Genomic DNA, 24,177 nt, shown 5'->3' on the forward strand with positions numbered 1-24,177 from the left:
TGCGACCATTTATGAGGCCGAATTGATGCTCACAGGGACGTGAGCCGATCGATCCCGATCCTACTTCCCGAGATTCGGCTTTCCCCCAGCAGCACAGCCGGATTCGGCTCGCGCAATCGTGCGCGTCTGCAAACGAAACACCACTGCAAGGAGCATCTTCATGGACTGGCGCGACAAGGCCGCCTGCCTCACGGCTGACCCGGAACTCTTCTTCCCCGTCGGCAACACCGGTCCCGCTGTCGATCAGATCGAGAAGGCGAAGGCCGTCTGCGCCCGCTGCACGGTCACCGAGATCTGCCTGCAGTACGCCCTCGAGACCGGCCAGGACTCGGGCGTCTGGGGTGGCCTCAGCGAAGACGAGCGCCGTGCCCTCAAGCGCCGCGCCGCTCGCGCCCGTCGCGCCGGCTGACACGGGTCGCCGAGACCGACACAGAGTACGACTTCACGACGCCGTGGCCTTCGGGCCGCGGCGTCGTTTCGTGCGCCCCGGCCCTGGCTCTGGCTCTGGCTCTGGGGGTCAGAGGCGGGTCAGAGGCCAAGACGAGCGGTTCGGGCGTTGCCATCCCCGGGCCCGTTCGGAATGTCGGAGATTCGGTGCCTTCGCCTCCCCGTGGGACCGCATCGGCCCGAATCTCCGACATTTCGAACTCTGGCTCTGGCTCTACCCCTCGCCCTGAACCCTTTCTCAGGAGTATTCCGGCCAGATCGCGGGCGGTCTCAGGTTTCTAGCGCAACGCCTCGGTGCGGAGGCGGTGTGCTGTGGCGAAGAAGGTTCCGTGGGAGGTACGCGGGCAAGCGTATGGGTTGCTCGCTCGTGGGGTGTCGGCTGTTCAGGTTGCGCAGCGTCTGGGTGTCAACGATGTGACGATCTGGCATTGGACGAAGCTCGTGGGCATGAAGCAGAAGCTGGGAGCCTCGGGTGGTGCTGTGCCGGTGCCGATGGACGCGGTGATCGCCGAGTCCGAGGATCGGGCGTATCGGCGGTTGACGCTTGCGGATCGGGCGTTCATCCAATCAGCAAGGTCGTTCAGTCCGCCGATGTCGATGCGGAGGATCGCCGGTGGGCTTGGTGTGGATGTGTCGACGGTGTCGCGAGAGATCCGCGCGAATCTCGTCACCCATTGGGGTGAACGCCGTTACTCGGCCGAGCTGGCCCATCACGGGGCGCTGAGCAGACGGGCCCGGCATGTGGCCCGGAAACTGGATGATCCAGCGCTGCGCGCCCAAGTCGTGTCACGGTTGAACCAGCGGTTCTCACCGCAACAAGTTGCCGGTGAGCTGCGGGTTGCGTTCCCGGGCCGTGAGGAGATGTGGGTGTCGCACGAGACCATCTATCAGGCGCTCTATCTGCAGGGCAGAGGCGCACTGCGGCACGAGCTGACCGTCGAGAAAGCGCTGCGGTCAGGCCGGAAGGGTCGTGTCCCGCGGTCGAAGCTGCCGACCCGGACGAACCGTCCGTGGCTGGACGGGGCGCGCTTGGTCGACCGGCCAGCAGAGGTCGATGACCAGGCCGTGCCCGGCCATTGGGAAGGGGACCTCGTGGTCGGCCCGGGTAACTCCGGCATCGTCACGCTGGTCGAACGGCAGACCAGGTTCGCGCTGCTAGGCCGGCTCCCCGGGGTACGCGACAGCGAGACCGTCACCGGGGTCCTCGCGGGCATGATCCAGGACCTGCCGACCGCGCTGACCAAGACGATCACGTGGGACCAGGGCTCCGAGATGGCATCACATTCGATGTTCACGGTCGCGACCGGCTGTGCGGTGTTCTTCTGCGACCCGCACTCGCCCTGGCAGCGCGGCACGAACGAGAACACGAACGGGTTGATCCGCGATTTCTATCCCAAAGGCACGAACTTCAATGACGTCACCGACGAGGAACTCGCCGAGGCCCAGCGGCTCTTGAACATCCGCCCCCGACAGACCTTGAACTTCCGCAGCCCAGCCCACAAGCTGGACCAACTAATCAACGGCGTTGCGCTAGAAACCTGAGACCGCCCGCGATCTGGCCGAATTTCTCCTGAGAAGCGCACTCTTTCGCGTGCCCGTTCCTGAAAACGGCAACAGCGAGCGGATGCCGCGGAGCGGCGCAGGCGACGGATGCCGCGGAGCGGCGCTGCGACTCAGGCCGAGGTGATCCAGCGCAGCGGGACCTCGATCGTGACCTCGGTGCCTCGACCGACGACGGTGTGCCAGTCGATCGTGCCGCCGAGCTCGCCCTGGATGAGCGTGCGCACGATCTGGGTGCCGAGGCCTTCGCCGACCTTGCCCTCGGGCAGGCCGGAGCCGGTGTCGCGCACCTGCACCGTGAGCATCTCCTGCGAGCGGTCGGCCGTGATCTCGACATCGCCCTCCTGGCCCGCGAGACCGTGCTCGACGGCGTTCGTGACGAGCTCGGTGAGGGCCAGGGCGAGAGGGGTTGCGTATTCGCTCGGCAGCACCCCGAACGATCCGGAGCGCTTGGGGTGGGCCGTGGTGTTGTGCGCCGAGGCGACCTCGGCGACGAGCAGCAGCGCGCGGTCGAACACCTGGTCGAAGTCGACGTTCTGCGTGAGGCCCTCGGACAGGGTGTCGTGCACGACCGCGATCGCGCCGACCCGGCGCATCGCCTGGGTGAGCGCGTCGCGCGCCTCGTCGGAATGCGTACGGCGCGCCTGGATGCGCAGGAGCGACGCCACCGTCTGCAGGTTGTTCTTCACCCGGTGGTGGATCTCGCGGATCGTCGCGTCTTTGGTGATGAGCTCCTGCTCCTGGTGGCGCAGCTCGGTCACGTCGCGGCTCAGCACGATCGCGCCGGTGCGCTCGCCCCGCCGTCGGATCGGGATCGCGCGCAACGAGACCGTGACCCCTCGCGACTCGATGTCGGTGCGCCACGGCGCCCGGCCGGTGACCACGAGCGGGAGCGACTCGTCGACCACGAGCTTGCCGGTGAGCAGGCGCGTCGTGACTTCGGCGAGCAGCTCGCCCTCGAGCTCGTCCTCGAACCCCATGCGGTTGAACGCGGAGAGCGCGTTCGGGCTCGCGAACGTCGTGGTGCCGTCGACGTCGAGGCGGATCAGCCCGTCTGAGGCACGTGGGGCGCCGCGGCGCGGACCGGTCGGCGCACCGAGGTCGGGGAAGTCGCCCGAGGCGATCATCTCGAAGAGCTCGACGGCGCATTCGTTGAACGTCAACTCCTGCCGACTCGCGGTGCGCGTGGTGCTGAGGTTGGTGTGGCGGGTGATCACCGCGACCGGAACCGGCGCGATCTCGGTGCCGGCCGAGCTGAGGCGACGCATGACCGGAACGGCCCGCACACGGGTCGGCATCTCTTCATACCAGTCGGGCGACGAGGAGTCGACGATGCGCGCGCCGGTGAACGCGTCGCCGACCAGGTCGCGCCACTGCGACTTGATCGGCTGCCCCACGAAGTCGCGGTAGAAGAGGGTCGCCGCACTCGACGGGCGCGAATGCGCGACGGCGACGAACTCCTCGTCGGCCGAGGGCACCCAGAGCACGATGTCGGCGAACGCGAGATCGGCGAGCAGTTGGAGGTCTCCGACGAGCATGTGCAGCCAGTCGACATCGGCCTGACTGCTGCGGCCCTGTGCGAGGACGAGATCACTGAGGGTCGACACAGACCCCAGCGTAGCGGTCGGATGCCGCGTGCACGGCCGAGCGGCAACGTACGAGTCCATGGCGCGACGCCATCACGCGACGCCACGACCGGCCCGTATGGCTCAGGCTCCCGCTCGAACGGCGGGCGCGCGCACGGCCCCGCGGGGGAAGCGCAAGCCCCGCCGCTCGGCCGCGGCGGGGACCGGAAGGAAGGCCTCGTGCGCGAAGTCGCGCATCGCCACCCGGAGGGGCGACTTCGGCGCCGCATCGCGGAGCGTGCGCGCCGTCAGGATCGCGGCGTCGGTCGCGCGCCCGTCGTGCGGCAGCATCGTGACCTCGGACAGGCCGGAGAACCGGCGCATCGTCTGCCGCACCTGGCCGTAGGCGTCGATGCCGAGTGCGCTCGTGCGCACCCGGTTCACGACGACCCGGATGCGGTCGGAATCGACATGGTCGACGAGTTCGGCGTGCCCACGGAGCAGCCGGGACAGCCCGACCGGATCGGCGAGCCCGACCGCCACGACCTGGTCGGCGAGCGAGAGGCTCGCGAACGTCGCCGCGTTGCGACGCGGAGCGAACTGGTCGCTCGTGAGCTCTTCGTCGTGCTCGAGGCTGAACCCGGTGTCGATGACGACGTACTCGACCCATTCGCGGATCTTCTCGATCGCCGTGACCACGCGGTCGCGCGCGAGCTCGGGCCATCGGCTCGGGCCGACCAGGCCGGTGAACACGTCGAACGACGCGCGGGGCGAGGAGTAGCGCTGGGCGATGCGTTCGAGCTCGGCACGGTCGAGCGCGTCGGCACCGGCGAGACGACAGGCCGAGGCGAAGCCGGGTGCCTCGTCGAGCAGGCCGAGCGTCGGCGCGATCGCCCCGCCGTATGGATCGGCGTCGATGAGCGCGACCCGATGACCGGCGGCCGCGAGTTCGGCGGCGACGTTGACCGCGATCGTCGTGCGCCCTGGCGCGCCTCCTGGGCCCCAGACGGCGATGACGGCCGCCGCGGCCGGCTCACCGCGCCGGCGGCCCTCGGCGGAGACCCTGGACGGCACGGGGACTCCCCCGCTGACGACCGGCTCGAGATCGGCCCAGCTCGACGCGAGGTCGAACACCTCATGCAGGCCGATGCTACGGGCGTGGGAGCGCTCGGCATCGGTGGCGGCGAGGGCGATGAGACGAACGCCGCGCAGGTCGCAGGCTTCGAGGAGCTCGGCGTCGAGCGTCGCACGGCCCGCGCCGACCAGGACGACGTCGGGCGCGACGATGTCGAGCGACTGGATCAGGTCGGCCGGCCCCATCGCCCTCGCGACCACGACGTGCCCCGCCTCGACGGCGTCGGCGAGCAGCCGGTCTTCGACCGACGGCTCGAGGGCGAACGCGAGGCGGCTCATCACTCGTCGCCCGGGCGGGCCGGAACCAGGTCGATGACGTCTTCGGCGGCGAGCGCCTCGAGCACCACGGCGACCCGGTCTCGCGGAACGAGCAGTTCGACGGATGCCGCGCCGCTCTGCACGATGCCGCCGCCCTCGCTGATCGCCGCCACCTCGGCGCCCGGCACGAGCACGGCCGGCGGATCGTAGTCGCCGCGTTCGACGCGGTGCGCCGACCAGATGTCGACCAGCGAACCGACCTCGACATCGCCGGGCAGCGCTGCACGGCTGGTGACGACGACCGTCGCGAGACCGGCTCGATCGGTGTCGTCGACCGCCGCGAGCGGCACGAGCTCGCCCTGGCGGACCGTCGAGGTCACGATGAGCCCGTCGTCGGGGAGCGAGTCGGGCTCGAGGTAGCGCGTCGCCGCCGAGCCGAAGCGCACGCGCTCGACGACGAGGTCGTCGGCGGTGATGCGATCGCCCGGCGTCAGCGTCTGCACGGCGGTGTAGACCTCGGTGGCGTCGTCGAGTCCGCTGACGAGGGCGTACACGCCCGCCGTCGACCCCGCCACGAGCACGACGCCGATGACGAGCCGTGGGTCGATGCGCACCGCGCCCCGATCTGATCGACGTGGCATCATGCTCCTCCCGGCGGCGACCTCCGCCGCACCGTCGTCAATCGTCGCCCAACCCTGTCGGATCGCCGTGAAGTTATCCACACCCGAGCCGCGGTCGCGGCCGCAGGTCGATAATCGGATGGTGAGCACATCAGAAGCGGGCGAACTCGGGCGGTTCCTCTCGGTCGCCGATGCCGCCCAGATCCTCGAGGTCGACTCCGCGACGATCCTCGGGCTCATCGGCACGGGCGAGCTCCCCGCGATCCGCGTCGGCGACAACGGGCCGTGGCGCATCGAGCGCACCCAGCTCGAGTTCTGGATCGACTTCCGCCTCGAAGAGACCCGCCGGTCGGCGCTCTGGCATCAGGGCGAGTTCGCCGACGTCACCGATTTCTCCAACGTCACCTCGCTCGGCCCCCGAAGACTGCTTCCCTGAGCGGATGCCTCGTGGGCGGCGGTTCGGCATTCGCCTCCGGTCGCGGCCCGTCGCCCGACAACGCGCCCTCGCCTCGATCAGCGGCGATCAGGTGCGATCAGCGGTGATCAGCCGATCGAACCGAATGAGACGAGCAGCACCCGATCGAACGGCACGATGCGGTAGCCCTGCACGTCGCGCTCACGTCGCGGAGTGCCGGGTGGATGCACGGCCAGGTCGAGATGATCCCGGGCGACCCGGTCGATCGTGCCGTGCACGCGGCCGTTCTCGGCCAGCAGGTGCACGGTCGTGCGACGACGGCTGAGGTCGCGCAGCACGAACGAGAGCCCCATGCGCTCGGTGAGCCGTGAGGGTGGATCGGCGTGCGGCTCGAGGCTGCGCTCGAGCAGCCGTGGGCCCGCCAGCACCGCTCCGATCGCCGCGAACGGCAGGATGCACTGCCGACCGGGCCCGCCGCCGAGCAACTCGGCGCTCAGCCAGTCGCGGCCGAAGGCCGCGGGCCGCACGGCGACCGGCTCTCCGCTGCGGAGCTCGATGCGCACGACGGCGCCGGGATCGTGCTCGAGGGCGCCGGTCATCACGACGAGGCGGTCGCGGAGTCCGAGCCGACCCAGCCGGAGGCGTTCCTCCTCGAGCGCGAGCGCGCGCTCCTCGTCGCGTTGCTCCTGATCGAGCCTCGCTTCGAGATCGTCCGATCTCGACTCCGAATCCCACGGGTCAACGCAGCTCCCACCGCCACAGCAACCGGTATGTCGCGCCGCGTCTGCCTGCGGGCGGCGAGGACACGATGACGGCGCCGAGGACGGCGTGCACGAGGCGGCGCAGTTCTTCCGGTGTGGCGATGTCCCACGCCTGGGCGAGGGCGAGCACGGCCTGCTCGTCGCCGCCGCGGTCGGCCGCTTCGTCGCGCACGGCCTCGCGAGCGAGCAGGCCTGCCTTCTTCGCACGGAGCTGCGCGGCGGCCGAACGATACGCTTCGTCGTCGCCGAGTACGCGTTCCTCCACCGGCCGGGAGAAGTCGAGCGCGAGCCGGCGAAGCTGCTCCTCGACTTGGTGGAGCTCACGCGCGATCGCGGCGGCATCGTTGATAGGGATGACGGGCTTCGGGGCCGCCTTCACCCTGTCCTTCGCGGCCTCGGAGATCTCGTCGGCGAGCTGCTGCACCTGGTCGCGCACCCAACCCTCGACGCGGGAGCGCTGCGTCGACACGTACCGGCCCACACGCAGCCGCTGGTACCGGTTGCACCCGTACCCAGGTTCGATGGCGCCACGTTGTGACCGGCTCGTGCCCGACATGCTGTTGCCGCAGTCGCCGCACACGATGATGCCGGTGAGCAGTTTCTTCGTCGCGTTGCCGCCCGGACGCATCACGCGGTCACGCACCTTCGAACGCTGGTAGGCGGCCCACAGCTCCGGGCTGATGACAGGCGGGTGCACGCCGGGGAGGTGCTCGGAGGATGCCTCTCGAGACCGTACGAGCAGGAGGCCGGCACCGAATCCGGAGTCGAGCACGAGCCTCACCCGCATGCGACTCCATTCGCTGCCCGCGATCGTCAGGATGCCCTGGTCGTTGAGCCAGACCGAGAGCGAGTAGACGGTCTGGCCTGCGGCGGCGCGCTGGTAGAGCTCGGCGAGGATGGGCCCAGTGATCGGATCCGGCTCGTAGACGTCTTTCGCCGGCCTCGTGTATCCGAAGCGGTCGCCGCCTGTTGCAGGGAGCCCGCGACTCAGCCGGAGTGCGTGCGCCTCTTTCCACTGCTCGCCGATCATCTCGGCGTTGAACGCGTTGAGCTCGGCGAACATGCCGCGCGTGAATCGGCCGGCGGCGTTTCGGTCGTTCGGTTCGAGCGTGGACTCGAGGTAGCCGCCGGCGGTCTCGATGCGGTCGAGAGCGACCGCCCAGCGGCGCCGGTGGCGGGCCGTGCGCGAGAACTTCCAGACGACGACGATGTCGGCCTCGCGGCGTTCGATGCGTTCGACAGCGTCGTCGAGCTTTCTCCACCACTTCGAGCTCGAGCGCGATCCGCTTTCGTCGATGCCGATGACCCAGTCGACGATCGCGTATCCGCTCGCCTTGCAGTACTTCTCGATCGCGGCGCGTTGAATGTCGGGCGAGAGCATCTCGTCGCGTTCCTTCGAGACACGGATCAGTGCAAGCGCACGCCGTGGTGCGGGAGCCGGCACCGTAGCGAGGTGGCGATCGGCCATCAGGCGACCGCTCGAGCGACTGGGAGAAGTTCTCGGAGGTAGGTCTGCAGGAGGTCTAACGTCACGCCGACCTCGTTGGCCCAGACGTTCGGGTCGTTGCTCGTGTTGCGCACGTCGTCGAGGCGCATCGGGTCGATCAGGTTGCGGGCGGCGAACCGGTCGGCCGCGTGCTCGTGTTTCGGGCGGTCGTCGCGGTGGCCCAGGCAGGCGTGGCCGAGCTCGTGCGCGAGCACGGAGCGCTCGTGCACAGCCCGCAGGCGGGGCTGCAGGAAGATCGCGCGGAGGTCAGGCACCCAGAGCCCGTTGGCGGTGGTGAGCCGTCGGTAGATCACGCTTATCCCCAGCCTTTCTGCGTGGTCGAACGGGTCGTATCCCCCCAGGTGGTGCGTCATGGCGTTGGGTTCTCCGGTGTGTCTGGTTTCGTGTGGGCCGCCTTGTCGTACTGGTCGAGGTCGACGGTCTCGAGGTCAACGACCTCGACCGGCACAGTCTTGCCGCCGGGTATGACACTGAGCCTCGGGCGGTCGCGCGCGATCGCTTCTCGAGCGAACGCGTCAGGCGTGTAGCCGAAGAGTTCGGCGATCTCCGCGAGGTCGTTCGTGTTGAAGGGCCGGCTGCCGTCGAGACGCTCGCGCACATAGGTCGCGCTCATGCTCGTCTGCTCGGCGAGCCATCGACCCGACTCCCCGCGATCGGCGAGCTCGTGCTTCGTGAGCCGGATGATCTGCTGCGAGAACCGGCCAGGCGGAGGTATTGCTGCGCGTCCCATGCACACATCCTATGCAAATAAGCCCATGGTGACACTAAGGGCTTGCACTGATCCTAAATAAGTGCATAGTCTCTATGCATGAGCGTAAATAAGCCCAGCGGGAAATCGCCGCTCGTCGAGAACATCGGCGCCGAACTCGGGCGTCGGGGCATGGCGCGAGCCGACCTCGCCCCGATCCTCAAGCTCTCGAAGGACTCGGTCTACCGGCGGATGCGCGGCGACCTGCCGTTCAACACCGACGAGATCGAGGCCCTCGCGGCCCACTTCGGCGTGCCGATCCACACCCTGTTCGCGAAGCACCCCCAGTTCGCGGGGGTGGCCGCCTGATGGCCGTCACACGCGAGGAGTGCATCGCCGAAGCAGGCGCCGTGCTCGCCGAGATCTCGGCCCGCCTCGCCGCCGAGGCGCGTGCCGCCGAGTTCGCCCAGGCGAGCTGACCTCCCCCGACCATTTCTCCCCGAAAGGCGTTCTCCCAATGCTTTCCGATTCCCAGGCCATCGCTGCTCTCCGCGAGCTGCAGGTCATCGCGCCGGCGCTCAGCGCCGACGCCGTCGCCACCCGAGCGGCCGCGATCCTCGACCGATCCACCCTGAAGCCGCTCGACCTCGCGGCGTTCCTCGAAGCTCGCGGGCACCGTGGCCCGCAGCTCGTGCACGTCATGGGCGCGTTCTCACTCGAGGTCGCTCACGAGTACGAGCGCACGTACGGTGCTGCGCCGGTGAAGCGCCACATGCTCGTCGGCGCCGAGTGGCGGCGCGTGAACGCGTACCTCGAGGTCGACCGGCCCGTGCTCGAGCGTGCGTATGCGTCGGTCGTGAAGGCGGCGGCGTGATGCGCCGCGCCCGCCTCTACCTCGCGATCATGGGCTGCGCGGCCGTGCTCGCCGCGCTCCCCTGGCTCGTTGACTTGGTGTGGCCAGCCCTCGCGCTCGCGGGCCTCCTGTGGGCGGTCGTCGCGGTTCTTGCGGCGCGTGACGCCCGCGCCGGCATCCGCCGCGAGAGCGGTGTCGACCAGTGAGCCGGCTCCAGTTCGCTGTAGCCGGCGTTCCGGTGCAACAGGGCTCGAAGAAGGCGTTCATCGTCGGACGCCGCGCGGTCGTCGTCGATGACAACAAGGCCGAGCTGAAGGCGTGGCGGTCGCTCGTGACGGGCGTCGCGTCGACCGCAATGCGCGTGCACGGGGTGCCGCCGTTCGAGGGCGCGGTGAAGGTCGCGCTCGCGTTCCGGATGCCGAGGGGCAAGACGGTCACGAGGGAGTGGCCGACGACGACCCCCGATCTCGACAAGTTGATTCGCGCGGTGCTCGACGCGCTCACAGACGCTCACGTGTTCGTCGACGACCGCCTGGTCATCGCGCTCGACGTGATCGAAACGTACTCATCGCACCCCGGAGTCGAGGTCGTTGTGAGTGCGCTTCATCAGGATGCGGCCGCCATGTGGGCGGCCCGGAACGGAAGGTAGCAGGGGCATGACGGTTTCATTGGCGGGGTCACTCCCGAAGGACGATCTGAACGGATTCGCGACGGCCGAGCGTCGGCTGATGCAGGAGCGGCATGAGGGCAACCGGTACCTCATAGTCGGTGTGCTCGAGACGACCGGTGCGAAGGAGAAGGCGCCCGACTGGCGTCTCGAGCCGACGGTGTCGCTGACGCACGTCGAGATCGTGTCCGCGGATCTCTCCGACACCGTCGCGAGCGTGCTGATGCGCCTCTACCAGGAGCGCACCGGGCGTGTGGGGCTCGACTTCCCGAAGTCGGAGCAGCAGCCGCTCGAGCTCGGCGAGCAGGGCGGGTACGTCTTCAAGGTCATCCGCGAGGACGACGGTTCGTTCTCGATCGAGCTGCAGTCGCGGTCGTCGGAGCAGGTCATCGGGTCGCGGCACGCGCTCCGCGGTGAGGAGTTCGACGGTCTCGAGTTCGCCGTTGGCGCGTTCGGGCTCGGCTCTCTGCCGGTCGCTCTGCTGCCCGCGGCGCGGGCGTTGCTCGCGGAGTGGGGCATCGAGTCCGACCCGGAAGACGTGGTCGATGCGGAGATCGTGGACGGCGGTGACGACGAATGACGACCCTCGACCTCGAGACGTTCGAGCTCGCCGCCGGCGGGCACTCGGAGACCGCCGACATCAGCCAGGGTGCGTGCCTCCTTGAGGCTGCGGCGTACATCGCGGGCGAGCCGTGGACGGATCACCCGAAGTGCGTGAGCCCGGTGCTGACTGAGTACGGCATTCGGCTCAATGACCGCCTCTCGGATGAGGATCGGCAGAAGCTGAAGCCGTTCATCCCGGGCATGATCGGCACCGCGGGCGATGGGCTCGACGAGCAGCGGCGTTGGCTCGCGGCCGACTGGGCGATCCGGGCCGCGACCCCGCGCTGGCTCGACGTCGCCGGGCTGACGTCCGAGGCGCAGGCGCTGCGGGCGCTCGCTCCGATCTCGTCGAAGGAGACGCTGCAGGCTGCGCAGGATGCCGCTCGGGTGGCGCGGGACGCGGCGTACGCAGCCCGTGTGAAGTCGAGCGCGAGCCTGAAGGCGCGCATCGTCGCGGAGTGGGAGAAGCAGAGCTTCAAGCCCGCTGCCGCTGCCGCTGACGCTGCCGCTGCCGCTGTCGCTGCCGCTGCCGCTGACGCTGCCGCTGCCGCTGTCGCTGCCGCTGTCGCTGACGCTGTCGCTGTCGCTGTCGCTGCCGCTGACGCTGTCGCTGCCGCTGACGCTGACGCTGCCGCTGCCGCTGCCGCTGCCGCTGACGCTGCCGCTGCCGCTGCCGCTGACGGCTGGCGCCCGTGGGGCGATCGCTGGTACGCGGTCTACAAGGCAGTCCGCGACCGCCTCGCCAAGGAGTACCGCTCGGGCCTCGAGGGCTCGAAGTTCGCCCAGGTGCGCGACCTGAACAACTCGGAAGCGATCGAGCTGCTCGGCCGCATGATCGATCCGGCGGTGACGAAGTGATCGCCACCGACCTGGGCGTCGAGGTGCTCCAAGATCTCGCGTCGCGTGCCGTGTCGTCGTCGGATGACCGTGAGGCGTGGCTGGCATCGCGTCGTCTCGGCGTGACCGCGACCGAGGCCGGGAAGCTGAACGCAGGCGGTGTGGCCGCTCGGCGTGCGCTCGTCGAGGCGAAGACCTCGGGCGAGAGCGAAGACCTCTCGGGCAACCGGTACGTGGCTCGAGGGAACGAGCGTGAGCCCGTGATCGCGGCGTGGATCGCGACCCGGTATCCGGGTATCGAGCACAACGACATCCTCTTCCACGCGGCGCACAACAGCCGGCACCTCGCGACCCCGGATGGTGTGGGCGTGTTCGAGGGCCGGTTCGTCATGGCCGAGATCAAGACGTCGAAGTACGACCTGGACCCGCTGAACAAGCGGGGCAAGTTCTGGGGCACGGGCTACTACGACCAGGTGCAGTGGCAGCTTCACGTGTCGGGCGCCGTGGCGTGCCTGTTCGTGTGGGAGCAGCACGACGACAACTGGCCGAACCCGCTGCCCCTCGACCTCGAGCCGCGCGTGCACTGGATCGAGCGTGACGAGGAGCGCATCGGCCGCCTGGTCGAGGTTGCCGACCTCGCGCTCGTCGCCCTCGATGAGGCATCTGCCGATGGCGCGCTGGCGCCGGCTGTCGACGCCGAGCTCGACGACCTTGCTGCGCAGGTGCTGTTCGCCCGCGATGCCGAGGCGGCCGGGAAGCGGTCGAAGGAGCAGGCGTGGGGGTCGCTGCAGGCTCTGCTCGCCGAGCGGGGTGTGGAGATCTCGCAGCGCTCGGCGCGGGCGCAGGTGTCGTGGACGCCGGGGACCACGACGGAGGTCGTCGTGCCGGATCCCGAGGCTGCGAAGAAGGCTGACCCGGCGCTGTTCGCCGAGGTGCAGGCGCTGTCGGAGCGGTGGAACGCGCACGCGAAGAAGTTCACGAGGACGGAGACCAAGACGGCGGCGGGGAAGCTCACCGTCACTGCGGTCAAGGAGAGAGGAGCCGGCGAATGAACACGGCAATCGCAACGCTGCCGACGAGCGGCGACTCGGCCACCTGGACGCCCCAGGAGTCCGCGCTGGTCGAGGCCGCGGGCCTGACGAAGAAGCAGGGCCGCGACACGGTGCTCGCGCCGCGCCCGGTCGTCGAGGCGTTCCTGCAGCATTGCATGCGCACTGGGCTCGACCCGATCGCGCGGCAGATCTACTGCATCGAGCGCGGCGGGAAGTGGGGCACGCAGGTCTCCATCGACGGTGCCCGCCTGGTCGCGCAGCGCTCGGGTGAGTACCGCGGGCAGACCCCTGTCGAGTGGACGGCCGATGGCCAGACGTGGGTGCAGGTGTGGCTCTCGAAGGAGAACCCGGCCGCCGCGAGGGCGGGCGTCTACCGTGAGGGCTTCGCCGAGCCGCTGTACGCGGTCGCGACGTGGACGCAGTACAACGCGGGCGGCAACATGTGGTCGAAGATGCCGGCGCTCATGCTGGGGAAGTGCGCAGAGATGCTCGCGCTCCGCAAGGCGTTCCCGATGGAGCTGAGCGGCCTGTACTCGGCCGAGGAGATGGCGCAGGCTGACCGGCCCGCGTCGTCGGCGCCGAAGGCTGAGCAGCCCGCTTTGCCGGCGGCCCCCGAGGCGCCCACGCTCGTCAGTGACGAGTGGCTCGACCGGGCCGCGACGGTGTCGTTCAAGGGTGCCGATGTCGTCGGCGCCGGGGGGCTCCGCGCGCTGTTCCGTGAGGCTCGCGACGCGGGCGTGCTCGGGCTGCGTGTCGACGCCGATGAGGAGCTCACGTACGCCGATCTTCTGATGAAGCGTGCACCTGGTCTCCCGGACGAGGCGCCCGTCGATGTCGAGCCGGTCCAGGATTCGGCGGCGGATGCCGCTGCCACGGTCGGCGCGGATGTCGCGACGGGCGAGGTCGCCGACGGGGAGCCGGTGACGGAGTGGAAGTCGGCGCCCATCCCGGACGGCGACGCGGCATGAGCTCGCCCATCTCGAGCACGCTCGGCACGATCACCGTGCGGTACACCGTCGAGCAGGGTGTCGACGTCGTCGGCCCTCACCTGTCCGAGGCGTACGCGCAGATCGCCGCGGCCGAGGTCGTCGACCACACGCTCGCCGACAGCACGGCCGCGTTCGTCGTCGAGGAGCTCGGTGTCAGCGTCCTCGACGACGTCGCCGAGCTCACCGGTGCGGCTATCCGTGAGGCACTCGGATGACGATCAACCCGATGGTGCAGCAGCGCCTCCGCGATCTCGGCATTCGCGAGGTCGACCCGGAGTCGCTGCTGCACCGCGACCTCATCGACACCTTCACGCGCCTCGGCAACACGTCCGAGGACGTGCTGATCAACGCGCTGCTGTGGTGCTACCACGCCGAGCATGACCGCCAGGTCGCCGCGTTCGCGATCGCGAAGACGGAGTACGAGCGGGTGCGGGGCGCCGGCGTCATCCGGTACCGCACGCAGGGCGAACGCTCGGCCGAGGTCGCGGGGATGAAGGCAGAGGCCGAAGACCCAGGCGTGCACCTCGCGGCGATCGAGTACCGCAAGGCCGAGCGCATGGTCGACAGCGCGAAGCAGGCACAGCAGATCCTCCACGCCCGACTGCGGGCGTGGCAGACGAACCAGGCGAACGACCGTCAGGCCGACGCCTTCATGGCACGGGAGCAAGCATGAGCATCACCCAGACGAAGCGACTCGCGGTCTACGACCGTGACGGGCACCGGTGCGCCGCGTGCGGTGCTGAGGTGAGCATGTCGCTGCAGCACCGCCGCCGGAAGGGCATGGGCGGCGTGAAGGGTGCCGCCGAGCTTGTCGCCGACAGCTACGCGAATCTGGTGACGCTGTGCATCGGCTGCAACGTCGCGCTCGAGCAGGATGCGACGTTCGCAAAGACGGGGAACCGGTGCGGGTGGCGGCTGCTCGCCGGCGAGGCCGCGCACGACGTCGCGGTGTGGTTCGCATGGGCTCGCGAGTGGCGTCGTCTCCTCGACGACGGCACGGCGGTGCCGGTGGCGGGCCGCGACCCGGAGGCGTGGGGGCTCGCATCATGATCGACGCCAACGCTCTCCTGGCATGGATCGACGAGCACGCGGAGAAGCACTCGCTGCCGTTGGTCGGCGCGATCTATGCGGGCCTCGCGGCGCGGATCCGGCGCGGCGACTTCGACCTGAAGAGCGAGGCCCGCTGATGGCGAGCCGAGCACGACGGAAGGGCGTCTACGCGCCGCTCTCCGCGCAGTACTTCCTCGATGACGCGATCCTCGAGGCCGGCCCGGATGCCGAGCTGATGTGGGTGCGGATCCTTTCGTTCCTGGCATCGATCCCGAGCGACGGGTTCGTGACCGACCGACAGCTTCAGATCGTCGGGTTCGGGCTCCGCTCGTGGCGGAAGCGCGTCGAGAAGCTGCACGAGGTTGGCCTGTTGATCGCAGAACCGGGCGGGTACGTTGCGCGTTCCTGGCTGAAGTGGAACAAGAGCGTCGAGGAGTACGGCAGAGACCTCGCAAACGACCGTGCACGGCATGTTCGTGACACAACGAGCGCAGTTGGAGTGCAGGAGCGCGGAGATAGACAGCAGAAGGACGGCACGACCACGGAAAAGCAGCGCAACAGTTCTGCGGTCGATGTGAGTTCGGAGCCTCGTGATTCCGGGGAAGTTGCCTCAATTTCCGGCAGGAATGTTGACGGCATCCCGTCAGAATCCCGCCCTCAGAACAGAACAGAACAGAGCAGTACAGAACAGAACACAGAACCTAAAGGTTCTGTGGTGCCGCGCAAGCGCGGAACCCGCATCCCTGACCCCTTCCTGGTCAATAGCGAAATGCGGTCTTGGGCGGCAGAGAAGGCACCTCTCGTGAACGTCGATCGGTCGACGGAGAAGTTCGTGAACTACTGGCGCGCGAAGACCCGCGACGCCACGAAACTCGACTGGCTCGGCACCTGGCGTAATTGGCTGCTCTCCGATCAGGAGAGGGCCGAGCGCCAGCCGCATACCAGCCAGTCGAAGGATGAGCGCTTCCAGACGACGGTTGCGCTCGGGCAGGAACTCGCCGCCGCGCAGGCGGCCCAAGAGCAGAAGGGCATCGCATCATGACGATCGACGAAACGAGCAAGCTCCTCGCGATCATCCAGGAGTTCGACAACCGCAAGGTCGGCCGGGCGACGATCCTCGCGTGGCATGAGGTCGTCGGAGATCTCGACTTCGACCAGGCGCGCGCCGCGGTCGCCGAGCACTTCCGAACCTCGACGGCGTACCTGATGCCCGCGCACATCCGCGCGATCGCCACGCCGCCCGCCGACGAGCTCGACGCAATCGAGGCCGAGGACGCCGAGCGGAAAGCGCGCTGGCTCGCCAGGGCCGGACTCACGCCGGAGCAGTTCGAGGCGCTCGTGGTGTCGTCGGACCTGTGGGAGGCGTGCGCCGCCGTCGAGGCCGAGATCGAACGCCGTGGACAGATCGAGGCGGGACTGTGAGCGCCATCGAGCTGCTCGTCGACGGCTTCCCGCACGGCACCGTCGAGGGCTACCAGCGCGGATGCCGTACCAACCACTGCCCCGCCGCCGAGCACGGGCTCTCGTGCACGGCTGTGCGCACCAGGTACATCTCGGACTGGGGTTTCAAGAAGGCGATCGACGCGGGCGCGACGGTCGACGAGCTGCTCGAGCAGGAGCGCGCCGCGGCAGCCGCGGAGGTCGAGCGCGAGCGCGCCGAACGCCTCGCTGCACGGGAGGCTGCTCGAGCGCCGAAGGTGACGCGGCTGAGCGACGCCGAGAAGGCGCGCCGCAAGGCCGAACGTGACGCCGCCACCGCAGAGCGTCGCGCCGCTCGCGAGGCCGAGAAGGCCGCCGTGCGCGAGGCGAAGGCGCGCGCCGCGCAGATCGCTCGCGAAGCCCGCGAAGAGGAGCGCGCCCAGCTGCGCACAGCCCAAGGTGCCGCTCACGCTGCAGCCCGCGAGCGTCGCGCCGCCCGCGAGGGTGAGAGTGCCGCCGTGGCCGCCGCGCGTCTCGCGGCCGGCCCCAGCCTCACGCACCGACGCTCAAGGAGTACCCGTGTGCGTGTCGCTGAACTCTACGCCGAAGGACTGCTCGACGCCGAGATCGCGGAGCGTCTCGAGATCTCGGCCTCGTACGTCACGGGCATCCGCAAGGAGCTCGATCTGCCGCGCCACCGGCGCGCGGTGAAGCGCGCGAACCGGGAGCCGAAGCCGGAGAGCGAGCGCGTGCACGGCACGGTCGGCGGCTACTCCCGCGGATGCCGCGGCGACGACTGCCCCTCGAAGCAGGCCGGCGGTATCTCGTGCGGCGAAGCGTCGCGCGCCTACCACCGCGCGTACATGGCTCGGCGCCGCGCGCAGGCTGTCCCGGCTGAGCAGCACGGCACGCCGTACGGGTACCAGCTCGGCTGCAAGGATCGCGATCTGTGCCCGGGCGCCGCCGACGGCGTGACCTGCACGGATGCGTCGAATGCTGCTGAGACGGAGCGGCGCCGCGCGAAGGGCATCGAGCCTCCCAAGCGGGCGGAGCACGGCACGCGTGGCGGGTACCGGTTCCTCGGATGCCGTGACCCGAAGGAGTGCCCGTCGGCGATCGCGGGCGGGAAGTCGTGCCGTGAGGTCGCGATCGCACACCAGAAGGCAGCCCTCGCGCGAAAGCGTGAGCGTGAGGGGTGGGTGCCCGACCGGCGCCGGCTGCCTGCGGCGACGGTCGAGGCGATTCGTGAGCGCAGCACGGCGCGCCAGAACGACACGGCCATCGCCGCCGAACTCGGTCTGCATCAGGCGACGGTGTCGAAGGTGCGGCGTCGGCTTGGGCTGCCGGCTGTGGCGGGCGCGTACGGGAAGCGACTCAGCGCATGAGCGCTCTGGACGGCACGTTCGAGGTCGGCGACCTCGTGTGGCGCCAGCTCTGGACGGGCGACTGGGAAGGACCAGCGCCGCACCGCCCTGTCGCGGACCGCATCGCCGACGGTTCGGTGAAGCCGTACCGCGGCCGCGAGCTCGTGCTGATCACGCACGTCGGCGCCGGCTCCTGCCACATGGTCTGCGAGGCCGAGGGCGACGCCTGCATGACGACGCGGTACTCGTTCGCCGACCCGGACCGTCCGAACTCGGAGAGCGGTCGATCTGGATCAAGCGACGAGTGGCACGTGCTCGAGCACGCCGTGGTTGCGGGAGCGCTGTTCTGATGCGGCAGAGAACGAACACCGCGCGCGCGATGCCGCGCACCCAGCGGAGCACCTCGAGCGCACCGTCGATCGATTCGGAGGAGACCAGGTCTGTGATGTCGAGCATGGCGCGGAGCGTAGTGAGGACGCGGGCGATGTCCAAGGCAATTTCTGTCATACCTGTGGAATCCGCCAGGAGCGCCTCTCGTGCCCATGGCAGCTCAGACGCGAGAGCCGCATCGTGACCGGCCTTGCGCTGTTCGATCTCGTCGACTTCGCACCCGAACCGCCCTCATGGGCCGTCGAGTGCTTCTACTGCCGCCCCGACGACACTGGCTGCTACGACGAGCGGCGCCACCTCGACTCGCACCTGCCGCTCACGTGCATGGTGTGCGGCGGAACCTCCCCGAATCGGTTGCTGTTCGAGAACAGCCACATCGTGTCGCTCGGCTCCTCGTGGAGCCACGATGCGCTGCTGTGCACGTCGCTCTCGCTGCGCCTCAACCACCTGGCGTACGACATCCAGAACCGGGAGACACCCGACGTGTGCGACCTGTCCGCGATCGACCTCGGCTGGCGCATCGCGCCCGACGGCACCGCGATCCGCCCTGAAGGGTGGCCATGCGGCGACGCGGCGACCGTGTGCCGTGCGATCGCCGTCGAGTCGTGCGCCCTCGGCGGCACAGTCCACCGGCTCGCCGCCTGCGGTCACTGCGAACGCTGCGGCCGACCCCTACTCAGCATCACCGACGACCTCGCCCACCACTGCTTGGGCCACGAAGGAACGAACGCATGACGACGACCGACCTCGGATACGACGCCGAACAGTACGTGCTCTCGGCCATGATGCGCGACACCCGAGCCGTGCTCGACGTGTTCGCCGCCATCACCCCCGCCGACTTCCACGAGCCCAAGCACGAGGCCATCGGCGAAGCGATCCTGGCCCTCGCGAACCGCAACGCACCCACCGACCCCGTGTGCGTCGCCGAGGAGCTCCGCGTGCAGGGCCGCGGCCACGGCATCGAACTCGCCGACCTGTTCCGCATCGAGCAGCACGCGTCGACCTGGTCGAACGCCGGCTACTACGCCGACCTGGTCAAGGGCGACGCCGTGCGCCGCAGGCTGCGAGAGGCCGGCGGGCAGCTCGTCGACATGGCCACCGGGGAGGGCGACCCGATCGCGCTCGCCGAGCGGGCCCGCGCGATCGTCGACCTGGTCTCCACAGCATCCGCCGACGAGGTGCGTCCCATCGGCGCGACCCTGAACGACGTCATCGACTCCCTCGACGAGGAACCGCACTTCTACCCGACGCCGTGGCGCGAGATCAACAGCTACATCCACGGGTTCAAGCCGGGCGCGGTGTGCGTGATCGCGGCTCGCCCGGGCGCGGGCAAGTCGATCATGGCGTTGCAGTCCGCGACCGCGCTCTCGACGCACGGGAACGTCGCGCACATCTCGCTCGAGATGGGGCAGGACGAGCTCACGAAACGCCTGATCTCGTCGCACGCGTCGATCTCGATGGGCCTCCTCAGCCGGCACACGCTCGCCGAGGCGGACTGGCACGCGGTGGCCGCGGCGCGCGCCGACATCGAGAAGCTGCGGATCTTCGTCGATGACCGCTCGGGCCTCTCGCTCACGCAGATCCGCCAGTTCGCCCGCTCGGTGTCGCGGAAGGGCCCGCTCTCGGGCATCATCGTCGACTACCTCGGCCTGGTGAAGACCGACAAGGCCGGCCGCACCCCCCGGTGGGAAGCCGTCGGCGAGCTCACACGCGACATCAAGGCGATGGCCCGCGAGATGCGGGTGCCCGTGATCCTTCTGGTGCAGCTGAACCGTGAGTCGGAGGGCCAGCAGCGACGTCTGCCGTCGCTCATCGATCTGCGCGAGTCGGGGTCGATCGAGCAGGACGCCGACGTGGTTCTGCTGCTGCAGCGCCGGAAGGACAAGGACGGGAACTATACCGACGACCTCGACGTCGTCGTGGCGAAGAACCGTCAGGGGCAGACGGGGCGCACGTCGCTCGCGTGGGAGGCGAAATTCTCCCGGGTGGTGTCGCCGCCCTGGAATCCGCTGGTCGGAACGGCCGACTGGCGTGCAATGCAGGCGGGCAACTGAGCCCGCCCCGATGGAAGGAGATCAGATGAAGTTCAGGAAGAAGCCCGTCGAGATCGAGGCCCAGCGATTCACAGGGCTCGCAGACGGAGGCAGGGACATCGCCAGATGGTGCGGTGGCCGATACGAGGAAGAGCCGAAGGCCAGCGACCCGACCGACGTGGCTCGGCGCATCCTGATCCCCACCCTCGAAGGCACGATGACCGCCACCCCCGGTGACTGGATCATCCGGGGCGTGCAGGGCGAGTTCTACCCGTGCAAGCCCGACATCTTCGAGGCCACGTACACCGAGGCGTCGGCGGCGAGCGGCGCCGACCTGATCGCAGCCGAGCGCATGCGCCAGATCGCCGAAGAGGGCTACACCGCCGAGCACGACGCGGGTCACGCCGTCGAACTCGCCCGGGCGGGCTGGATGTATGGACAGCGCGGTGAGAGCGACATCGTCCACCTCGCCTCGGGCATGTCGCCTCTCGGAGCCGAGCACATCCCGGCCGCATTCCCGTGGATGGATCACCACTGGAAGCCGACCGGCGACCCGGTGCGCGACCTCACCAAGGCGGGCGCGCTCATCGCGGCCGCCATCGACAGCATCACCACGAAGGAGAACTGAACCATGGCAGGCGAAACGATCATCACCGTCGTCGGCAACCTCACCGCCGACCCCGAACTGCGCTACACCCAGCAGGGAAAGCCCGTCGCGAACCTCACCATCGCGTCCACGCCGCGCACGTTCGACCGCCAGGCGAACGAGTGGAAGGACGGCGAAGCCCTGTTCCTCCGCGCATCCGTGTGGGGCGACTTCGCCGAGCACGTCGCCGGGTCGCTGAACAAGGGCTCCCGCGTCATCGCGACCGGCAGGCTGAAGCAGCGCAGCTACGAGACGAAGGAAGGCGAGAAGCGGTCGACGATCGAGCTCGAGCTCGACGAGATCGGCCCCTCGCTCCGCTACGCGACCGCGGCGGTCACGCGTGCGCAGGGCGGTCAGGGTGGCGGACAGCAGTCGGGCGGCGAGTCGTGGGCGCCAGCGGCACCGGCCACGCCGGCACCCGCTGCTCCCCCTGCGTCCGCCCCGTCGTATGGCGAGGAGACGCCATTCTGATGTCCGATAGTCAGCTAGAACAGCTGAGTCTTCGCCGGAAGGGTATCGGCACGCATCATGTGCTGAACGTCGTCGAGTCGGAAACTCTGTCGCCGCCGCTTCGCTCGACGTGGGACTTGCGACCACTCAATCTCAAGCACATCGCCGTCGAAATCGAACACGGTTGCGTCGCCACTCCAGTACTTCTGAGCCCGATCGGTGTCACGCAGAATGGCGGTCAGGAAGCTGAGCGGCAATGTAATGCTCTCGCCCGGGGCGATCGCCGCCCAATGCTGCCGGTTGATCGCTCGCCGCTCACCCTTTCTCGTCATGTAAAGCTCGACGTTCAGCGCAGCACCGTCGCCGTGGTTTGCGATGACGAACTCGACGTCGTACTTGTCTTTCGGTATCTCGGAGGGGCGGAAGCGAATCACCGTTGGAACCCAAACGGGCCGTTCCTGATAGCGGAACCTCTGGTAGACGCCCCAGCCGGCGAAGATTGCCGCCGCAAACGCTCCGCCGATGATCAGAGCCTGACTCAGCAGCTCCCACCCCGACGGCGGCGCGGCGAGTTCGTCAGCAATTCGCCTGAGCTCGCAGCTCACTTCGTCGGGGCCATAGCAGTTCACGGCCCTGACTCTACTGGCGAGACCCACCGTTGTCTCACCCACGCACACCAGGAGGTTCAGTGAAGTACGCACCCGAGCACGACATGCTCACCGACATCGACCTGCTCCGGAAACCGTTCAGAACGCCCCACCTGCAGAAGAACGACGACGGGCAAGCCTGGGTCGGCTACTCCCGCCACGACGGCCTCCTCAAGCAACTCCGCGACGCCATCGTGTCCGGCATCGGCGCGCACGCCGGCTCCGGCACCCTCGGCTCCGAACGACTCCCGTTCAGCGCCGACGCCCGCGAGCTCTACGACCAGATCGAGTGGCAGATCACCGAGCTCTACGTCGCCGCCACCTCGAAGCCGGTGTATCTCGAGCTCGAGCGCACGCTCATCGAGTGGTACCGCGCCCACCTCGACGCCGTCAGAAAGGGCGAGGTCGACGACGAGCACCAGGGCGCGACCGTCCGCATCGTGCGCGGCTGGGTGCGCCGCATCGAAGACTTCTTCGATCAGCCCATCCCCGCCGAGCTCAAGATGCCGTGCCCGGCGTGCGACAACGAGCAGGCGTGGGATCGCCACTCGGGCAACGTGATGTCGGCGCTCGTCGTGCTCTACCGCGTCGAGCATGAGACGAAGGCCGAGCAGATCGAGTCGGTGCGGTGCCGGTTCTGCGAGAAGGTCTGGCCGGGCGAGCACGGCGCACGCGAGATGATGCACGCGCACGAGCTTCGCGACGAGCAGCGAATGGTCGACGGGCTCGTGGCCTCGATCGATTAAAGTGAGTGGTGCATGCCCCGCAGTCTGTCCAGACGCGGGGCATTCGCCGTTCCAAGGGGATAGATGAGCGGCTTGGCGGCCGGCGGTCGGGAGAACACGCCGGCCGCCCTCACACCTTCAGGCGTCCTGAGCGGACTCGCGTCGCTTCTCGACACGCCTCAGCGCCTGCGCGATCTGCGTCGGCGAGCTGAGACCGGCCTTGGCCTGCACCATCGACCAGGAGTGGCCCGCCGCGATCGCCTCGACCACGAGGTCGTCGCGCCGCTCGCGTGCCGCGTCGAGCGCCGCGTTCGCGTCGCGCACGACGTCGGCGGCGGCCGCGAGGTCCAGCAGGGTCTTGTCCACGACGACCAGCGTACCGATGGGGTGCAGGAGCGCCCACCGGCGCAGCGCGGCGCGGAGCCTCGGCGCGAGATCGCCAGGCCCGCCGCGCTCGATCTTGGCGCCGGTGATCTGCTCGACGCGGTCGACGTCGCCGGGCTCGACGTCTCGCAGGAGCACGTTGAGCGGGTCGGGTGAGGGCATCCACTCGACGGAGTACCGCGCGGATCCGATGAGCGCGTCGACCCGCGCATCGGCGCTCATCGTCGGCCTCGGCACGAGCCGTCGCAATAGTGAGTCTCACCGCTCGGCATCCCTGCCCGGATCGACCAGTCATCGTCGGGGTGACCTTCGCACTCGAGCTCGTCGTCGAGCTCGATGAAGGGCGTGGTCTTGCAGCGCGGGCACTGGTCGGTCATCGCGACATAGGCGTCGCCGGCCGGCATCCCGCAGTTCGCGCAGGTCATCATGGCTCAGTCCTCCGTCGGCAGCAGGATCGTGATGCAGGGCCGGCCGCTGATGTCGTACCCCTGAGCGACAGCGTGCAGCCGAAGCCGGCCCGCCTCGATCGCCTTCGAGGGTTTCCCGCTGCGAGTGGTGTTCGGGATCCGGTAGATGTCGAATCCGAACCTGGTGCCCGGCTCGCGGAGTGCAGCTCGTGCGGCGCGCTTCGCCATCCAGAGCACATCCCAGGCGCGGCCCGACTCGTCCTGCATGGTGTCGGTGCGCGTCCAGGCGACCGCGTCGCCGTGAGCGGCCGCCGTCATGACCACCGGGATGTGGCCGTAGCCGGCTTCGTCGGTGATGGGCTCGGGCAGGCGGATGAAGTCGCCTGCCGCGACAGCGTCGGCGGGCGTGTGGGTGTAGATGGCCTCACCCCAGAAGGTGTTTGTGTTCGTCATGGGAATCACTATAAGCCTACTAGCGACCATGTCAACTAGTAGTGATATAGTGATGGCCATGAAGTTCCACCACTCGCCCACCGCGGCCGCGACCGCCGACTACATCGCGTGCGACCGCACCGACCTCGCGCCGTGCGGCACCCGGCGCCGGCCCAATGCGAGCGGCCTGTGCCTGACCTCGAATCCCGAGGCCGTCACCTGCGACCTCTGCCTCGAGCAGCTCGCGGTGTCGCCGGCTACTGGGAGGGTGTGA

The 24,177-nt window shown here is 69.0% G+C and carries 36 protein-coding genes; 25 read left to right on the forward strand and 11 right to left on the reverse strand.

All coding sequences use genetic code 11. The features are described from left to right. Positions 1-160: 160 nt before the first annotated feature. Both AC3IPY_RS13325 and AC3IPY_RS13330 read left to right on the forward strand, forming a co-directional pair. Positions 161-409, forward strand: a complete 249-nt coding sequence (locus AC3IPY_RS13325) for a WhiB family transcriptional regulator (protein WP_055859573.1) — start codon at positions 161-163, stop codon at positions 407-409. 350 nt (positions 410-759) lie between these two features. Further along, entirely contained in the window at positions 760-1,989 is a 1,230-nt protein-coding gene (locus AC3IPY_RS13330; protein ID WP_489184756.1) for an IS30 family transposase, read from the forward strand. Positions 1,990-2,120: 131 nt separating this feature from the next. On the opposite strand, the gene AC3IPY_RS13335 is transcribed toward AC3IPY_RS13330, so the two are convergent. From AC3IPY_RS13335 to AC3IPY_RS13345, 3 genes are all read right to left on the reverse strand, one after another. Further along, positions 2,121-3,614 (reverse strand): sensor histidine kinase, encoded by a 1,494-nt coding sequence (locus AC3IPY_RS13335; RefSeq protein WP_489184757.1) that lies wholly within the window; start codon positions 3,612-3,614, stop codon positions 2,121-2,123. A 102-nt stretch (positions 3,615-3,716) separates the two neighbouring features. Then, a complete protein-coding gene (locus AC3IPY_RS13340) occupies positions 3,717-4,985 on the reverse strand; it encodes a CpaE/TadZ family protein (RefSeq protein ID WP_489184758.1) in 1,269 nt (422 codons plus the stop codon). After that, positions 4,985-5,605, reverse strand: a complete 621-nt coding sequence (locus AC3IPY_RS13345; RefSeq protein ID WP_489184759.1) for a CpaB family protein — start codon at positions 5,603-5,605, stop codon at positions 4,985-4,987. The genes AC3IPY_RS13340 and AC3IPY_RS13345 overlap by 1 nt, the downstream gene beginning before the upstream one ends. 118 nt (positions 5,606-5,723) lie before the next feature. Here AC3IPY_RS13345 and AC3IPY_RS13350 point away from each other — a divergent pair, with 118 nt between their 5' ends. After that, a complete protein-coding gene (locus AC3IPY_RS13350; RefSeq protein ID WP_489184760.1) occupies positions 5,724-6,020 on the forward strand; it encodes a helix-turn-helix domain-containing protein in 297 nt (98 codons plus the stop codon). 107 nt (positions 6,021-6,127) lie between these two features. On the opposite strand, the gene AC3IPY_RS13355 is transcribed toward AC3IPY_RS13350, so the two are convergent. The 4 genes from AC3IPY_RS13355 to AC3IPY_RS13370 all read right to left on the reverse strand — a co-directional run bounded on the left by AC3IPY_RS13355 (position 6,128) and on the right by AC3IPY_RS13370 (position 8,880). After that, the gene (locus AC3IPY_RS13355; protein WP_489184761.1) at positions 6,128-6,598 is read right to left on the reverse strand and encodes a hypothetical protein; all 471 of its coding nucleotides are present in this window, start codon (positions 6,596-6,598) and stop codon (positions 6,128-6,130) included. Positions 6,599-6,737: 139 nt separating this feature from the next. After that, positions 6,738-8,228 carry a recombinase family protein gene (locus AC3IPY_RS13360; RefSeq protein ID WP_489184762.1) on the reverse strand — a complete coding sequence of 497 codons (1,491 nt, stop codon included), beginning with the start codon at positions 8,226-8,228 and terminating at the stop codon, positions 6,738-6,740. Further along, positions 8,228-8,620: an ImmA/IrrE family metallo-endopeptidase gene (locus tag AC3IPY_RS13365; protein ID WP_489184763.1), complete on the reverse strand. Its 393-nt coding sequence runs from the start codon at positions 8,618-8,620 to the stop codon at positions 8,228-8,230. The genes AC3IPY_RS13360 and AC3IPY_RS13365 overlap by 1 nt, the downstream gene beginning before the upstream one ends. Beyond that, complete coding sequence (locus AC3IPY_RS13370; RefSeq protein ID WP_489184764.1) at positions 8,617-8,880, reverse strand: hypothetical protein; 264 nt, start codon at positions 8,878-8,880, stop codon at positions 8,617-8,619. The genes AC3IPY_RS13365 and AC3IPY_RS13370 overlap by 4 nt, the downstream gene beginning before the upstream one ends. A gap of 195 nt (positions 8,881-9,075) precedes the next feature. Between AC3IPY_RS13370 and AC3IPY_RS13375 the strand changes: the two genes are divergently transcribed. The 20 genes from AC3IPY_RS13375 (at position 9,076) to AC3IPY_RS13470 (ending at position 21,329) form a co-directional block, all read left to right on the forward strand. Further along, complete coding sequence (locus AC3IPY_RS13375; RefSeq protein ID WP_489184765.1) at positions 9,076-9,324, forward strand: helix-turn-helix domain-containing protein; 249 nt, start codon at positions 9,076-9,078, stop codon at positions 9,322-9,324. Between the two features lie 148 nt (positions 9,325-9,472). Beyond that, positions 9,473-9,829 carry a hypothetical protein gene (locus tag AC3IPY_RS13380; RefSeq protein ID WP_489184766.1) on the forward strand — a complete coding sequence of 119 codons (357 nt, stop codon included), beginning with the start codon at positions 9,473-9,475 and terminating at the stop codon, positions 9,827-9,829. Next, entirely contained in the window at positions 9,826-10,014 is a 189-nt protein-coding gene (locus tag AC3IPY_RS13385; protein ID WP_489184767.1) for a hypothetical protein, read from the forward strand. Before AC3IPY_RS13380 ends, AC3IPY_RS13385 begins: the two co-directional genes overlap by 4 nt. After that, positions 10,011-10,457, forward strand: a complete 447-nt coding sequence (locus AC3IPY_RS13390) for a RusA family crossover junction endodeoxyribonuclease (protein ID WP_489184768.1) — start codon at positions 10,011-10,013, stop codon at positions 10,455-10,457. The genes AC3IPY_RS13385 and AC3IPY_RS13390 overlap by 4 nt, the downstream gene beginning before the upstream one ends. A gap of 7 nt (positions 10,458-10,464) precedes the next feature. Then, on the forward strand, positions 10,465-11,055 hold the full coding sequence (locus AC3IPY_RS13395; protein WP_489184769.1) for a hypothetical protein: 591 nt from the start codon (positions 10,465-10,467) through the stop codon (positions 11,053-11,055). After that, a complete protein-coding gene (locus AC3IPY_RS13400; RefSeq protein WP_489184770.1) occupies positions 11,052-11,936 on the forward strand; it encodes a hypothetical protein in 885 nt (294 codons plus the stop codon). Before AC3IPY_RS13395 ends, AC3IPY_RS13400 begins: the two co-directional genes overlap by 4 nt. Then, the gene (locus tag AC3IPY_RS13405; protein ID WP_489184771.1) at positions 11,933-12,967 is read left to right on the forward strand and encodes a YqaJ viral recombinase family protein; all 1,035 of its coding nucleotides are present in this window, start codon (positions 11,933-11,935) and stop codon (positions 12,965-12,967) included. Before AC3IPY_RS13400 ends, AC3IPY_RS13405 begins: the two co-directional genes overlap by 4 nt. Next, a complete protein-coding gene (bet, locus tag AC3IPY_RS13410) occupies positions 12,964-13,935 on the forward strand; it encodes a phage recombination protein Bet (RefSeq protein WP_489184772.1) in 972 nt (323 codons plus the stop codon). Before AC3IPY_RS13405 ends, bet begins: the two co-directional genes overlap by 4 nt. Next, positions 13,932-14,171 (forward strand): hypothetical protein, encoded by a 240-nt coding sequence (locus tag AC3IPY_RS13415; protein ID WP_489184773.1) that lies wholly within the window; start codon positions 13,932-13,934, stop codon positions 14,169-14,171. The genes bet and AC3IPY_RS13415 overlap by 4 nt, the downstream gene beginning before the upstream one ends. Beyond that, the gene (locus tag AC3IPY_RS13420) at positions 14,168-14,629 is read left to right on the forward strand and encodes a hypothetical protein (RefSeq protein ID WP_489184774.1); all 462 of its coding nucleotides are present in this window, start codon (positions 14,168-14,170) and stop codon (positions 14,627-14,629) included. The genes AC3IPY_RS13415 and AC3IPY_RS13420 overlap by 4 nt, the downstream gene beginning before the upstream one ends. 77 nt (positions 14,630-14,706) lie before the next feature. Continuing rightward, on the forward strand, positions 14,707-15,006 hold the full coding sequence (locus AC3IPY_RS13425) for a hypothetical protein (protein ID WP_489184775.1): 300 nt from the start codon (positions 14,707-14,709) through the stop codon (positions 15,004-15,006). Beyond that, positions 15,003-15,143: a hypothetical protein gene (locus AC3IPY_RS13430; RefSeq protein WP_489184776.1), complete on the forward strand. Its 141-nt coding sequence runs from the start codon at positions 15,003-15,005 to the stop codon at positions 15,141-15,143. The genes AC3IPY_RS13425 and AC3IPY_RS13430 overlap by 4 nt, the downstream gene beginning before the upstream one ends. After that, on the forward strand, positions 15,143-16,048 hold the full coding sequence (locus AC3IPY_RS13435; protein WP_489184777.1) for a hypothetical protein: 906 nt from the start codon (positions 15,143-15,145) through the stop codon (positions 16,046-16,048). The genes AC3IPY_RS13430 and AC3IPY_RS13435 overlap by 1 nt, the downstream gene beginning before the upstream one ends. Continuing rightward, positions 16,045-16,428, forward strand: coding sequence for a replicative helicase loader/inhibitor (locus AC3IPY_RS13440; RefSeq protein WP_489184778.1), 384 nt, complete (start codon positions 16,045-16,047; stop codon positions 16,426-16,428). Before AC3IPY_RS13435 ends, AC3IPY_RS13440 begins: the two co-directional genes overlap by 4 nt. After that, complete coding sequence (locus AC3IPY_RS13445; protein WP_489184779.1) at positions 16,425-17,810, forward strand: hypothetical protein; 1,386 nt, start codon at positions 16,425-16,427, stop codon at positions 17,808-17,810. The genes AC3IPY_RS13440 and AC3IPY_RS13445 overlap by 4 nt, the downstream gene beginning before the upstream one ends. After that, positions 17,807-18,139 (forward strand): hypothetical protein, encoded by a 333-nt coding sequence (locus AC3IPY_RS13450; protein ID WP_489184780.1) that lies wholly within the window; start codon positions 17,807-17,809, stop codon positions 18,137-18,139. Before AC3IPY_RS13445 ends, AC3IPY_RS13450 begins: the two co-directional genes overlap by 4 nt. Further along, entirely contained in the window at positions 18,120-18,914 is a 795-nt protein-coding gene (locus AC3IPY_RS13455) for a hypothetical protein (protein ID WP_489184781.1), read from the forward strand. The genes AC3IPY_RS13450 and AC3IPY_RS13455 overlap by 20 nt, the downstream gene beginning before the upstream one ends. Next, positions 18,911-20,233: a replicative DNA helicase gene (locus AC3IPY_RS13460; protein ID WP_489184782.1), complete on the forward strand. Its 1,323-nt coding sequence runs from the start codon at positions 18,911-18,913 to the stop codon at positions 20,231-20,233. The genes AC3IPY_RS13455 and AC3IPY_RS13460 overlap by 4 nt, the downstream gene beginning before the upstream one ends. 25 nt (positions 20,234-20,258) lie before the next feature. After that, complete coding sequence (locus AC3IPY_RS13465) at positions 20,259-20,840, forward strand: hypothetical protein (RefSeq protein ID WP_489184783.1); 582 nt, start codon at positions 20,259-20,261, stop codon at positions 20,838-20,840. A gap of 3 nt (positions 20,841-20,843) precedes the next feature. Further along, positions 20,844-21,329 carry a single-stranded DNA-binding protein gene (locus AC3IPY_RS13470; RefSeq protein ID WP_489184784.1) on the forward strand — a complete coding sequence of 162 codons (486 nt, stop codon included), beginning with the start codon at positions 20,844-20,846 and terminating at the stop codon, positions 21,327-21,329. A gap of 14 nt (positions 21,330-21,343) precedes the next feature. Here the strand turns inward: AC3IPY_RS13470 and AC3IPY_RS13475 are convergent, their stop codons facing one another. Beyond that, complete coding sequence (locus AC3IPY_RS13475; protein WP_489184785.1) at positions 21,344-21,937, reverse strand: hypothetical protein; 594 nt, start codon at positions 21,935-21,937, stop codon at positions 21,344-21,346. 59 nt (positions 21,938-21,996) lie between these two features. Between AC3IPY_RS13475 and AC3IPY_RS13480 the strand changes: the two genes are divergently transcribed. Next, positions 21,997-22,701, forward strand: coding sequence for a hypothetical protein (locus tag AC3IPY_RS13480; RefSeq protein ID WP_489184786.1), 705 nt, complete (start codon positions 21,997-21,999; stop codon positions 22,699-22,701). Positions 22,702-22,818: 117 nt separating this feature from the next. Here the strand turns inward: AC3IPY_RS13480 and AC3IPY_RS13485 are convergent, their stop codons facing one another. From AC3IPY_RS13485 to AC3IPY_RS13495, 3 genes are read right to left on the reverse strand one after another with little or no spacing between them, the layout of a single operon-like run. Then, positions 22,819-23,286 (reverse strand): hypothetical protein, encoded by a 468-nt coding sequence (locus AC3IPY_RS13485; RefSeq protein WP_489184787.1) that lies wholly within the window; start codon positions 23,284-23,286, stop codon positions 22,819-22,821. Continuing rightward, entirely contained in the window at positions 23,283-23,492 is a 210-nt protein-coding gene (locus tag AC3IPY_RS13490; protein ID WP_489184788.1) for a hypothetical protein, read from the reverse strand. Before AC3IPY_RS13490 ends, AC3IPY_RS13485 begins: the two co-directional genes overlap by 4 nt. Positions 23,493-23,495: 3 nt before the next feature. Beyond that, a complete protein-coding gene (locus AC3IPY_RS13495) occupies positions 23,496-23,924 on the reverse strand; it encodes a hypothetical protein (RefSeq protein ID WP_489184789.1) in 429 nt (142 codons plus the stop codon). Between the two features lie 58 nt (positions 23,925-23,982). Here AC3IPY_RS13495 and AC3IPY_RS13500 point away from each other — a divergent pair, with 58 nt between their 5' ends. Continuing rightward, complete coding sequence (locus AC3IPY_RS13500) at positions 23,983-24,177, forward strand: hypothetical protein (protein WP_489184790.1); 195 nt, start codon at positions 23,983-23,985, stop codon at positions 24,175-24,177.

It is taken from the genome of Agromyces sp. GL_144, from assembly GCF_057834305.1.

Excerpts from the sequence above, each read along its gene's own strand:
- AC3IPY_RS13325 (WP_055859573.1), top strand. The coding sequence starts at position 161 with ATGGACTGGCGCGACAAGGCCGCCTGCCTCACGGCTGACCCGGAACTC.
- AC3IPY_RS13340 (WP_489184758.1), bottom strand. The coding sequence starts at position 4,985 with ATGAGCCGCCTCGCGTTCGCCCTCGAGCCGTCGGTCGAAGACCGGCTG.
- AC3IPY_RS13345 (WP_489184759.1), bottom strand. The coding sequence starts at position 5,605 with ATGCCACGTCGATCAGATCGGGGCGCGGTGCGCATCGACCCACGGCTC.
- AC3IPY_RS13350 (WP_489184760.1), top strand. The coding sequence starts at position 5,724 with ATGGTGAGCACATCAGAAGCGGGCGAACTCGGGCGGTTCCTCTCGGTC.
- AC3IPY_RS13355 (WP_489184761.1), bottom strand. The coding sequence starts at position 6,598 with ATGACCGGCGCCCTCGAGCACGATCCCGGCGCCGTCGTGCGCATCGAG.
- AC3IPY_RS13360 (WP_489184762.1), bottom strand. The coding sequence starts at position 8,228 with ATGGCCGATCGCCACCTCGCTACGGTGCCGGCTCCCGCACCACGGCGT.
- AC3IPY_RS13365 (WP_489184763.1), bottom strand. The coding sequence starts at position 8,620 with ATGACGCACCACCTGGGGGGATACGACCCGTTCGACCACGCAGAAAGG.
- AC3IPY_RS13370 (WP_489184764.1), bottom strand. The coding sequence starts at position 8,880 with ATGAGCGCGACCTATGTGCGCGAGCGTCTCGACGGCAGCCGGCCCTTC.
- AC3IPY_RS13375 (WP_489184765.1), top strand. The coding sequence starts at position 9,076 with ATGAGCGTAAATAAGCCCAGCGGGAAATCGCCGCTCGTCGAGAACATC.
- AC3IPY_RS13380 (WP_489184766.1), top strand. The coding sequence starts at position 9,473 with ATGCTTTCCGATTCCCAGGCCATCGCTGCTCTCCGCGAGCTGCAGGTC.
- AC3IPY_RS13395 (WP_489184769.1), top strand. The coding sequence starts at position 10,465 with ATGACGGTTTCATTGGCGGGGTCACTCCCGAAGGACGATCTGAACGGA.
- AC3IPY_RS13400 (WP_489184770.1), top strand. The coding sequence starts at position 11,052 with ATGACGACCCTCGACCTCGAGACGTTCGAGCTCGCCGCCGGCGGGCAC.
- bet (WP_489184772.1), top strand. The coding sequence starts at position 12,964 with ATGAACACGGCAATCGCAACGCTGCCGACGAGCGGCGACTCGGCCACC.
- AC3IPY_RS13415 (WP_489184773.1), top strand. The coding sequence starts at position 13,932 with ATGAGCTCGCCCATCTCGAGCACGCTCGGCACGATCACCGTGCGGTAC.
- AC3IPY_RS13420 (WP_489184774.1), top strand. The coding sequence starts at position 14,168 with ATGACGATCAACCCGATGGTGCAGCAGCGCCTCCGCGATCTCGGCATT.
- AC3IPY_RS13425 (WP_489184775.1), top strand. The coding sequence starts at position 14,707 with ATGTCGCTGCAGCACCGCCGCCGGAAGGGCATGGGCGGCGTGAAGGGT.
- AC3IPY_RS13430 (WP_489184776.1), top strand. The coding sequence starts at position 15,003 with ATGATCGACGCCAACGCTCTCCTGGCATGGATCGACGAGCACGCGGAG.
- AC3IPY_RS13435 (WP_489184777.1), top strand. The coding sequence starts at position 15,143 with ATGGCGAGCCGAGCACGACGGAAGGGCGTCTACGCGCCGCTCTCCGCG.
- AC3IPY_RS13440 (WP_489184778.1), top strand. The coding sequence starts at position 16,045 with ATGACGATCGACGAAACGAGCAAGCTCCTCGCGATCATCCAGGAGTTC.
- AC3IPY_RS13450 (WP_489184780.1), top strand. The coding sequence starts at position 17,807 with ATGAGCGCTCTGGACGGCACGTTCGAGGTCGGCGACCTCGTGTGGCGC.
- AC3IPY_RS13460 (WP_489184782.1), top strand. The coding sequence starts at position 18,911 with ATGACGACGACCGACCTCGGATACGACGCCGAACAGTACGTGCTCTCG.
- AC3IPY_RS13465 (WP_489184783.1), top strand. The coding sequence starts at position 20,259 with ATGAAGTTCAGGAAGAAGCCCGTCGAGATCGAGGCCCAGCGATTCACA.
- AC3IPY_RS13470 (WP_489184784.1), top strand. The coding sequence starts at position 20,844 with ATGGCAGGCGAAACGATCATCACCGTCGTCGGCAACCTCACCGCCGAC.
- AC3IPY_RS13485 (WP_489184787.1), bottom strand. The coding sequence starts at position 23,286 with ATGAGCGCCGATGCGCGGGTCGACGCGCTCATCGGATCCGCGCGGTAC.
- AC3IPY_RS13490 (WP_489184788.1), bottom strand. The coding sequence starts at position 23,492 with ATGATGACCTGCGCGAACTGCGGGATGCCGGCCGGCGACGCCTATGTC.
- AC3IPY_RS13495 (WP_489184789.1), bottom strand. The coding sequence starts at position 23,924 with ATGACGAACACAAACACCTTCTGGGGTGAGGCCATCTACACCCACACG.
- AC3IPY_RS13500 (WP_489184790.1), top strand. The coding sequence starts at position 23,983 with ATGAAGTTCCACCACTCGCCCACCGCGGCCGCGACCGCCGACTACATC.